The following is a 10,994-nucleotide window of genomic DNA, read 5'->3' on the forward strand; positions in this document are numbered from 1 at the left end:
TATACTTTCGCACCTTTAAAATCCGGGATTAAGTAGAGGGATAGCGGCTCCATGAGCGACCTTGCGAGAGAAATTACACCGGTCAATATCGAAGAAGAATTAAAAAATTCTTACCTCGGTTACGCCATGTCGGTCATCGTTGGCCGAGCTTTACCCGATGTGCGTGATGGCCTGAAGCCGGTTCACCGTCGCGTTCTTTTTGCGATGAGTGTACTGGGTAACGACTGGAACAAACCCTATAAAAAATCTGCCCGCGTCGTCGGTGACGTTATCGGTAAATATCACCCGCATGGTGATTCCGCCGTTTACGACACCATTGTACGTATGGCCCAGCCTTTCTCCCTGCGTTACATGCTGGTGGACGGACAAGGCAACTTCGGTTCCATCGACGGCGACTCCGCCGCGGCGATGCGTTATACCGAAATTCGCATGTCGAAAATTGCCCACGACCTGTTAGCTGACCTGGAAAAAGAGACCGTCGATTTCGTCCCGAACTATGACGGCACTGAGCAGATCCCTGAAGTTCTGCCAACCAAAATCCCTAACCTGCTGGTGAACGGTTCTTCCGGTATCGCCGTGGGTATGGCAACCAACATTCCACCGCATAACCTGCGTGAAGTGATTAACGGCTGCCTGGCATATATTGAAAATGAAGACATCAGCATCGAAGAGCTGATGGAGCACATTCCGGGGCCAGATTTCCCGACAGCCGCCATCATCAATGGTCGCCGTGGTATTGAAGAAGCGTACCGCACCGGTCGCGGTAAAATTTATATCCGTGCGCGTGGCGAAGTGGAAGCCGATGCGAAAACGGGCCGCGAGACCATCATCATTCATGAGCTTCCGTATCAGGTTAACAAAGCACGCCTGATTGAGAAGATTGCGGAGCTGGTGAAAGAGAAGCGCGTTGAAGGCATCAGCGCACTGCGCGATGAGTCTGATAAAGACGGCATGCGTATCGTGATTGAGATCAAGCGCGATGCCGTCGGCGAAGTGGTTCTGAATAATCTCTATTCACTGACCCAGCTGCAGACCTCTTTTGGTATCAATATGGTGGCGCTGCATCAGGGCCAGCCAAAGATTATGGCACTGAAGGAGATTCTGGACGCCTTCGTTCGCCATCGTCGTGAAGTCGTGACGCGTCGTACCATTTTCGAACTGCGTAAAGCCCGTGACCGTGCGCATATTCTGGAAGGTCTGGCGATTGCGCTGGCGAATATCGATCCGATTATTGAGCTTATTCGTCGTGCACCTAACCCGGCAGAAGCGAAAGCGGGTCTGATTGCGCAGGCGTGGGATCTGGGTAATGTGTCAGCGATGCTGGAACGTGCGGGCGACGATGCCGCTCGTCCGGAGTGGCTGGATCCGCAGTACGGCATCCGTGACGGTCAATACTATCTGACCGAGCAGCAGGCTCAGGCGATTCTGGATCTGCGTCTGCAGAAACTGACCGGTCTTGAGCACGAGAAGCTGCTGGATGAGTATAAAGGTCTGCTGGAGCAGATCGCAGAGCTGTTGCGCATTCTGTCTGACGCCGATCGTCTGATGGAAGTGATTCGCGAAGAGCTGGAGCTGATGCGTGATCAGTTCGGCGATGAGCGCCGCACAGAGATTACTGCCAATACCGCTGATATTAATATCGAAGACCTGATCAATCAGGAAGATGTTGTGGTGACATTGTCGCATCAGGGCTACGTGAAGTATCAGCCGCTGACCGACTATGAAGCGCAGCGTCGTGGTGGTAAAGGCAAGTCAGCCGCACGTATTAAAGAAGAGGACTTCATTGATCGTCTGCTGGTGGCCAATACCCATGACACGATTCTCTGCTTCTCAAGCCGTGGTCGTCTCTACTGGATGAAGGTTTATCAGTTGCCGGAAGCGAGTCGTGGTGCGCGGGGACGTCCTATCGTGAACCTGCTGCCGCTGGAAGCCAACGAGCGTATTACAGCGATTCTGCCGGTACGTGAGTATACCGAAGGCTTCAATATCTTTATGGCGACCGCGCTGGGAACCGTGAAGAAGACCGCGCTGAAAGAGTTCAGCCGTCCGCGCAGCGCCGGTATTATTGCCGTGAACCTGCGTGACGATGATGAGCTGATCGGTGTGGCGCTGACCAATGGTAATGACGAAGCGATGCTGTTCTCAGCGGCCGGTAAAGTGGTGCGCTTTGCAGAAACCGCAGTCCGTGCGATGGGTCGTACTGCCTCTGGCGTTCGCGGCATCAGGCTGGCTGAAGGCGATCGTGTGGTCTCGCTAATTGTACCGCGTGAAGAGGGTGCAATTATGACCGTGACCCAGAATGGTTACGGTAAGCGTACTGCCAACAGCGAATACCCGACCAAGTCGCGTGCGACGCAGGGTGTTATTTCCATCAAAGTGACCGAACGTAATGGTCCGGTGATTGGCGCGGTTCAGGTTGTCGATGGCGATCAGATTATGATGATCACCGATGCTGGTACGCTGGTGCGTACCCGCGTGTCAGAAGTGAGCGTCGTGGGTCGTAATACCCAGGGTGTGATTCTGATTCGTACCGCAGAGGATGAGAACGTGGTCGGTCTGCAGCGTGTTGCCGAGCCGGTTGAAGAAGAAGAGCTGGATTCAATCGACGGTAGCGTAGCGGAAGGCGAGGATGATATCGCGCCAGAAGCAGAGATCGACGATGAAGAGATTGCACCGGAAGCGGATGCAGAAGACGAAGACGACGCGGCTGAAGACGAAGAATAATTTGTCTGATGTGAGCTGAGGTTCGTTGCAGAAACGGCAGGTCAGGGGAAACCCGGCCTGCCGTTTTTTTATGGGATTTGGAAGCAAGTGGCTGTCAGTCAGGAGCCGTCGAAAGGCCTGCACTGCCCGATCGCAACGGTATCTGCAAGTCGGGAGCCGCCGAAAGACCCGCACTGCCCGATCGCAAAGGATTCCCGCATTCCTGCGGATCGGCCACGCCATCCCTGGCGTGGACGCTTTGCTCTTCGGGCAGTGCAGGCCTTTCTTGTTGGGGTTGTGGTGTCGCTTTGTGTGGGTTGCAGGACAGAGGTGGCAGAGGGGCGGGAGCTGGTGGCTGTGAGAGGGGAGCCGTCGAAAGGCCCGCACTGCCCGATCGCAAAGGATTCCCGCATCCCTGCGGATCGGCCACGCCATCCCTGGCGTGGACACTTTGCTCTTCGGGCAGTGCAGGCCTTTCTTGTTTAGTCAGCGGCGTCGCTTTTCAATGTTGTGAGCGTCTGTTTGTTTGAGTGCGCAGAAGCGGCCACTGGATGCTGGAGTTAACGTGTCGCTTTCACTGTCTTAAAAGATTCCCAAACTTTCCGCTAAACCTGCGGCTGGCTGGCTTTTTTCGCCCGATAAAGCTAGTGTATGGGCATTAAAAATCGATGATGCGACTAACCTTGCCAACTGCGAGTCACCTTTGAAATATCCTGTCTCTTTCCGCACTACGCTTCGCATCTCGCGCTACCTTTTCCGCGCGCTGGCGCTGCTAATCTGGACGCTGGGCGCCGTTCTGACGGCGTTTTATATTATCAGCGTACTGCACAATAAAGAGACGCAGGTTCGGCAGGAGTTTGCCAGCAACTACGGCACGATTCAGTGGTATGTGCGCCATTCGGCGGACATGGTGCGTGAACTGAAATATATCACCGAGAACCGCTTAACCAATGCCAGCAGTGGCCTGGATGTACTGACCGGCATGATGCCAGGCAAAACAACCCAGCCGCAGTTTACGCCACTCTTTTCGGATGGCGACTGTACCTCAATGAGCAATACCTGGCGCAACTCGCTCGATTCTCTCAGCTACTACATCAATTACTGGAAAAGTAACTTCGCCTCGTCGTATGAACTGAATCGGGTGTTCTTTATCGGTGGAGAAAGTCAGTGTCTGGCCGACTTTACGATTGGCAGCAGCAACGCTGATCGGGAACGCAGCCTGAAATCGCTGCGTGAGAATGTGCTGCGTTATCGCAACAGCAGTGAAGAAGAGCGCCGAAATCCGATGTACTGGATCAACAGCAGTGCTCAGCCCGGCGTCGGTACTTTCTATATGGTGGTGCCGGTTTACGTCGCGAACAAGTTACAGGCACTGCTGGGTGTTGAGCAAAATATCCGACTGGATGAGTTTATTCAGCCGGGCAGTCTGCCGATCATTGCGTCGATTACCGATGAGAACTATCGTCCACTGCTTAACTCGCGGCGCGGCGGCCTGGGCTTCTCGCTCGACAATCTGCCTGATGATAAAACCTGGTTCGGTTACCTGAATGGGTATCGTCAGCTGGTGCTGAAAAAGCCACTTCCGCCCTCCGATCTGAATGTGGTGTGGTCAGTACCTACCGATGTCATGGTGGATCAGCTCAAGCTGATGATCATCAATGCGCTGCTGCTCAATATTTTCAGTGCCGTTATCCTGTTTACTCTCGCCTGGGTATTCGAGCGCCGGATGTTCCTGCCGGCAGAGGAGAATGCACATCGTCTGGAAGAGCATGAGCAGTTTAACCGTAAGATTGTCGCCTCGGCGCCGGTGGGGATCTGTATCTTACGCACCAGCGACGGTACCAATATTCTGAGTAATGAGCTGGCACATAATTATCTGACGTTGCTGACGCAGGAGGACCGGCTTCGGCTGAATGAAATCATTGGCGGGCAGCAGGTTAACTTTGTTGATGTGCTGACCGGCAGCAATACCAACCTGCAAATCAGCTTTGTGCATTCGCGCTATCGTAATGAGAACGTCGCGATTTGTGTGCTGGTTGATGTCTCGGCGCGCGTAAGGATGGAGCAGTCTCTGCAGGAGATGGCCCACGCGGCAGAGCAGGCGAGTCAGTCAAAATCGATGTTCCTTGCCACCGTCAGTCATGAACTGCGCACGCCGCTCTATGGCATTATCGGTAACCTCGATCTGTTGCAGACCAAAGAGCTACCCAGCGGTATCGACTCGCTGGTGACGGCCATGAATAACTCCTCCAGCCTGCTGCTGAAGATCATCAGTGATATTCTCGACTTCTCGAAAATCGAGTCAGAGCAGTTGAAAATTGAGCCACGTCCGTTTGCCCCTCGCGAAATTGTCACGCACATTGTCGGCAACTATCTGTCGCTGGTGGTGAAGAAGCGGCTGACGCTTTACTGCTTTATCGAACATGACGTTCCGCAGGTGCTGGACGGCGATCCGTTGCGCCTGCAGCAGGTGATCTCGAACCTGCTTAACAATGCGATTAAGTTTACGCATACCGGCTGTATTATTCTTCACGCCTACGTTGCACAGGGCTATCTGGCTTTCCGCGTTCGTGACACCGGTGTCGGCATTCCGGCGAAAGAGCTTCCGCGCCTGTTTGATCCTTTTTTCCAGGTGGGAAATGGCGTGCAGCGCAATTTCCAGGGGACCGGGCTGGGACTGGCGATCTGTGAAAAGCTGATCAATATGATGGATGGCGACATTGAGGTCGACTCAGAGCCAGGCATGGGCAGCCAGTTTATTGTGCGTATTCCGATCTACCAGGGACAGAAGCCATCACTGATGCTGCTGGAGGACTTACAGGATAAGAAAATCTGGCTGGCGATGCGCAATGAGTATCTTGCGGCGTTTATCACGCGTCAGATTCAGCAGCAGGGTATTCAGGTTGCGGAGTATAACGGTAAGCCAGGCCCGGATGATGTGGTCATGACGGATTACGAACTGGAGACTGATGCACCGCTTCGCGCACTGGTCACGTTTGACGGATCCCATGTCGATATGCCGCGTGAACGTCAGCCGGGACGCTGGATCCACTCCACCGCCACACTGCACGAGGTGCCGGCGCTGCTGGCACGCATCTACCGGATTGCACTGGGCAATGACGCCGCCGATGCGCTGCTGCTGGCCACCCCGGTAGAAGAGAAAGTTCATAACGATGACATCATGGTGCTGATCGTCGATGACCATCCTATTAACCGCATGCTGCTGTCTGAACAGCTTGGCACGCTGGGCTATCAGGTGAAAACGGCCCAGGATGGCGTTGATGCCCTGAATGTCCTGAGTCGTAATGAGATTGATATCGTGCTCACCGACGTGAATATGCCGAACATGGATGGTTATCGCCTGACGCAGCGATTACGTCAGCTGGGCCATCTGTTCCCGGTTGTGGGCGTAACGGCGAATGCGCTGGCAGAAGAGAAACAGCGTTGTATGGATGCAGGTATGGATAACTGTCTGTCGAAGCCGGTGACGTTAGACGTGCTGAAAGTGACGCTGGCAATCTATGCTGAACGGGTTCGTAAAACGCGGCGGGGATAGGGCAGGAAAGGGCAGAGGCGAAGCGGTGCAGCTGCACCGCTTCAGGAGGAACTTAGTCTCTTTCGACCTGACTCTGACTGACAGAGGACAGGTAGTTCAGCAGTGCGATATCGTTATCCACGCCCAGTTTCATCATCGCTGATTTCTTCTGGCTACTGATGGTTTTGATACTGCGGTTCAGTTTCTTGGCGATTTCGGTTACCAGGAAACCTTCTGCAAACAGACGCAGCACTTCACTCTCTTTCGGTGACAGGCGCTTGTCGCCATAACCACCCGCGCTGATCTTCTCCAGCAGTTTCGCAACGCTTTCTGGCGTGTATTTCTTGCCTTTCTGCAGTGCAGCCAATGCTTTTGGTAAATCGGTAGGCGCGCCCTGTTTCAGGACAATCCCTTCGATATCGAGATCAAGGACTGAACTCAGAATCGCCGGGTTATTGTTCATGGTCAGAACAATAATCGAGAGATCCGGGTAGTGGCGTTTAATATATTTAATCAGCGTAATACCATCGCCATACTTCTCACCTGGCATAGAGAGGTCGGTGATCAGGACGTTGGCATCAAGCTTGGACAGATTATTGATCAGTGCTGTTGAGTCTTCGAACTCACCTACAACGTTGACCCATTCAATTTGTTCCAGAGACTTTCGGATACCGAAAAGGACAATTGGATGGTCATCGGCAATAATTACGTTTAAGTTATTCATCTTATTGGTTACCTTGCTGCAGCAGTTGATTGACGTAAGCGTCAATATCACTGGTGGTATTTGTAATGTTTGAATCGTCACACGCTTTAATGTGGTGTTCTAACTCTTCACAAAGCTGTTTGCCGGGAGTCAGATTGAGCATGGCAAACACGCCCTTTAGGCGATGCGCTGTCTGAGCAAGCGAGGCGTAGTCCTTTTCCGCCGACTCAGTATACAGTCTCTTCACATCAACCGGTACTGTCTCCGTAAACAGCTGGAAATAGCCGCCGCTCATTAATGGCGTGGCCGCGTCGTCTTCCATGTCGTTATCCATCACATCATGCGACAGTTGTTTCTCAATCAGGGCCAGCAATGCATCCAGCATCGCATTACTGAGATTGAAATTGACCCGATACTGCTGGTCGTTCAGTGCATGATGACCCAATTCATCTTCCGCCAGCAGCAGTGCCCAGCCGCTAAGCTTCGAGGGATCGTCGGTCACCATGACATCGTGATCCTGACCGGAAATGCGCTCATCAGGTGTCAGACAACGCGCTCCCCAGTTCTCCAGATGACGGCAGACGATTTTATGTACGTCCTCCACGGTGATCTCCACCAGCGCGGTCACGCCATCCAGAATTTTTTCCTCTTCTTCCTCACGCTTCTCTTCCAGCACCAGCGGCAGTTGCATGTTATAGCGCGTGCCGATATCCGCTTTTGCCACGATATCGAGACTGCCACCCATCTGCTTGCAGAGCTGCTTACACAGGAAGAACGCCATGCCGGAGGCCTGTCCGTAACGATCCTGGCTGGTATCCCCCAGGAACGGGAAGTCGACATTCGCCAGTTCATCCACCGTCAGGCCCGCACCGGTATCCACCAGTTCGATGATCACTCTGTCGGCCTGCTTCTCCGCAGCCTTAACTTCCAGGGTAATTTTCCCCCAGCGGGTCGTGGTCAGGGCATAGTACATCAACGTAGTCAGGACTTTGCGCAGGGCGCGACGGTCGCCAAAGCGCGTCTCGTCATTCGCCAGATGATTATTCACCACCAGCGACAGCCCTTTGCGGCGCATCAACGGCAGGCTTTCCAGCGAAATCTCATCCAGCAGTTCCTGCAGGTTGAAGACGGTCGCATCCGGTGACCAGTCGTGTGCTTCAAGCCGGTTCAGCAGCACGATATCATCTACCAGTCGCGCCAGTCCCTGGCTCTCGTCGAGCAGGTCCAGTACGGTTTCATCGGCATCACGCTGGCTGAGCTGCACCAGCTGCGCCACCATTTTTTCCAGTGGCTGATTCAGCGCATGGCCCAGATTATGCAGCAGCTGCTGGCGCATCTGATGATTGCGATCCAGCACCTGCTGCGCTTTCTGCAATTTCTTGTTCACCAGCAGTTCGCGATCCTGATCACGCATCATAAACAGCTGCGTATGCGGCGACAGCACGCTGCGGGCGTGACGGATCTCATACACTTCGTTGTTGATGGTGGCCTGCAGCACGCCCTGATGCTGGTCGGACATATTAATGATCTTCTGCAGATTGAGGTGAGGCAAAAGATGTTCAGCAATCTTATTGCTCAGCAGAGTACGGTTGCTGGCAAAGTCATACACCAGCAGACCGACCGGAAGGCTGGCCACAATCTCTTCATTCAGCACCCGCAGTGAATCGAGTTCAGCGCTCTGGTTTTCGCTGGGACGCAGTGACTGCTGACGCAGCAGCACGATCCCCGCCAGCGAGAGCAGGAACAGCAGCAGGTTGATCAGGAGCGGCCAGAGCAGATTATGCAGGCTGTCGATAATCAGGCGAGTAATCGGCACCTGATAAACCAGCTGCAACGGCGTACTTGGCAGGGTGGCCGCAATCTCAATATTGGGATTAACCAGTGAGACACGGGTATTTTCCACATCCTGCTGTTCACTGCTGCTGGCAGGCATTGAGGTGTCCTGACGCAGCTGGAAGTTTTCCAGCGGCATGTTCTGCGGAACAATATCGTTAACCGGCAGATCAAAGGCGACAACAGTGGCCAGATGGCCCGGCTGGTTAAAAGTGGTGCGCAGCGTGAAATAGTGATCGTTCTGGAAGGCGAGGTGGCGCAGTGGCGAGAAGCTCTCGCGTTCATCCAGCGCATTGGCCTGCTGCAGCATCTCAGCGCGACGGCTATCCACCATTGAACTGATGGCGCTCTCTTTATAGCGCGTTGCCATATCTTTCAGTGGCAGGGTCGAAATCATAATCAGGCTGTTGTCCTGACCATTTAAAAAGTACATCGACCACGTGGGATTTTCCGCGCCCCACAGCGTGTCGAGATAGTTCGACATCCGCATGGTCATATCCAGCGTACTGCTGTCATGTGAGCCGAAAATCAGTGCTTCCGTTTTACGCCGGGTTTTTTCCAGATAATAGACATCAGGACGCAGCCGCGTCTCCTGCAGGTTACTGCCAGGTGGCGCACCGGCTGCGCTGGTTGAGAGGTTTTCATATATCTGCCAGGTGGCAAAGCGATAGGCATCAATACGTTTCTGTACGTCACGCGCCAGATCGTCCATGGCATAGCGTTTCCCGGTCAGCCAGGCATTGACCGAGTTATGCACCATAAAGCCCAGCGCCAGCAGCAGCACCAGATTGAAAACCACAAAAAAGCGGGTGACATTGCCGGAGGTCAGTGGAAACTTATACAACATAGCGTGTCAGGTACCTGAATTATCGCGCAACTTTTCGCGCACTGGCGGCTACCGCTAACAGCAACAGGGCGATCAGTAAAAATGCGCCGCTGAGGCTGATCCATTGCGAAATGAATCCGATTAAAGCCGGACCTGAGAGAATACCCGCATATCCCAGCGTTGTCATGGCAGAAATCGCCAGGTTCGCAGGCATATCCTGTTGATTCCCGGCAGCATTGAACAACATCGGCACCGTATTGGATAAACCAAAGCCGACCAGCAGGAAAGCCAGCAGAGCGATCTCCGGCCACGGCAGCCAGACGGCCAGACACATACCCGCTGCGGCGGTCAGGGCGCCGGAGAGCATCACAGGATAGCGGCCAAAACGCTGGATGATCTTGTCGCCACTAAAACGGCCCAGCGTCATCGCGAAGGAAAAGACGGCATAGCCGAGTCCGGCATAGGCGGGTGACATCGCCGGGTTCTGCAGCAGCAGCAGCGCGCCCCAGTCCAGTACGGCCCCTTCCGCCAGGAAAAGGATAAAGCAGAGCAGGCCAAGGAACGCAACCCAGCCACGTGGGATCACCAGCCAGGGCTGATCGGGCTGATGCAGACGCGCATTCATCAGGACCGGCAATCGCCACAGCAGCAGCAAGAGCATTATTGCCATTACCACCAGCGTAGCGGTCAGTGGAGTGAAATCCCGGCTCAGCAACAGGCTGACGGTTCCTGCGCCCAGAATACCACCAAGACTGAAGAAACCATGAAAGCCCGACATCATCGGTTTATCTGCAGCCTGCTCAACCTGAACCGCCTGATAATTCATCGCCACATCCAGCATGCCCAGCCCGGCACCAAAAAGCATTAGCGCAGCCGCCATCACCAGATGAGAGTCTGCTGTCGCCAGCAGCGGCATCATCATCAGTACTAACAGGGTGGAGACGCACATCACGCGACGGCAGCCAAAACGCGCCACCAGCGTGCCGGTCACCGGCATCGCCGCCAGCGAACCAATACCCAGACAGAGCAGCAAGGCGCCCAGGGACGCGCCACTGAGCTGCAGACGATCCCGGGCAAACGGCACCAGCGGAGCCCAGGCTGACATCCCTAAGCCATTAATTAAAAAGATAGTGCGTGTACCCCAGTTAAGGCGGCTTTGATGTTTATGTTGTTGTGAAGCGTCCAGTGCGGTCATAGGTCGGATTCATCAATGTTAAAGCGGAAAAGTGTAGCACTGGCCGCGAGTCAGTGGCCGTTGCGCCTCTTGTCAAAAGTGGTGCAGTCACATCGCATAAATGGCAAAACCGGCAGTTTACCGACTTTTGTTGCATCGCAAATTTTTTCCAGAACTTTCCTGGTATGACCACCGCTCACCCGGGAGTACTTAACTCAAA

Annotated in this window: 5 protein-coding genes; 2 read left to right on the forward strand and 3 right to left on the reverse strand. The window is 54.1% G+C overall.

Annotated features, from left to right (window positions below):
- Positions 1-51: 51 nt before the first annotated feature.
- Both gyrA and rcsC read left to right on the forward strand, forming a co-directional pair.
- On the forward strand, positions 52-2,724 hold the full coding sequence (gene gyrA, locus LQK91_RS01650; RefSeq protein ID WP_003854208.1) for a DNA topoisomerase (ATP-hydrolyzing) subunit A: 2,673 nt from the start codon (positions 52-54) through the stop codon (positions 2,722-2,724).
- Positions 2,725-3,406: 682 nt separating this feature from the next.
- On the forward strand, positions 3,407-6,259 hold the full coding sequence (gene rcsC, locus LQK91_RS01655) for a two-component system sensor histidine kinase RcsC (RefSeq protein ID WP_008926132.1): 2,853 nt from the start codon (positions 3,407-3,409) through the stop codon (positions 6,257-6,259).
- A 52-nt stretch (positions 6,260-6,311) separates the two neighbouring features.
- Here rcsC and rcsB read toward each other — a convergent pair whose 3' ends face one another.
- The 3 genes from rcsB to LQK91_RS01670 are packed head-to-tail and all read right to left on the reverse strand — an operon-like array spanning position 6,312 to position 10,795.
- Positions 6,312-6,962 (reverse strand): response regulator transcription factor RcsB, encoded by a 651-nt coding sequence (gene rcsB / locus LQK91_RS01660; RefSeq protein WP_003854204.1) that lies wholly within the window; start codon positions 6,960-6,962, stop codon positions 6,312-6,314.
- 1 nt (position 6,963) lies between these two features.
- Positions 6,964-9,621 carry a phosphotransferase RcsD gene (gene rcsD, locus LQK91_RS01665; protein ID WP_105098958.1) on the reverse strand — a complete coding sequence of 886 codons (2,658 nt, stop codon included), beginning with the start codon at positions 9,619-9,621 and terminating at the stop codon, positions 6,964-6,966.
- 19 nt (positions 9,622-9,640) lie between these two features.
- On the reverse strand, positions 9,641-10,795 hold the full coding sequence (locus LQK91_RS01670) for an MFS transporter (protein ID WP_105098959.1): 1,155 nt from the start codon (positions 10,793-10,795) through the stop codon (positions 9,641-9,643).
- Positions 10,796-10,994: the final 199 nt, after the last annotated feature.

The organism is Pantoea sp. MHSD4 (assembly GCF_021043305.1).
GTDB lineage: Bacteria > Pseudomonadota > Gammaproteobacteria > Enterobacterales > Enterobacteriaceae > Pantoea > Pantoea eucalypti.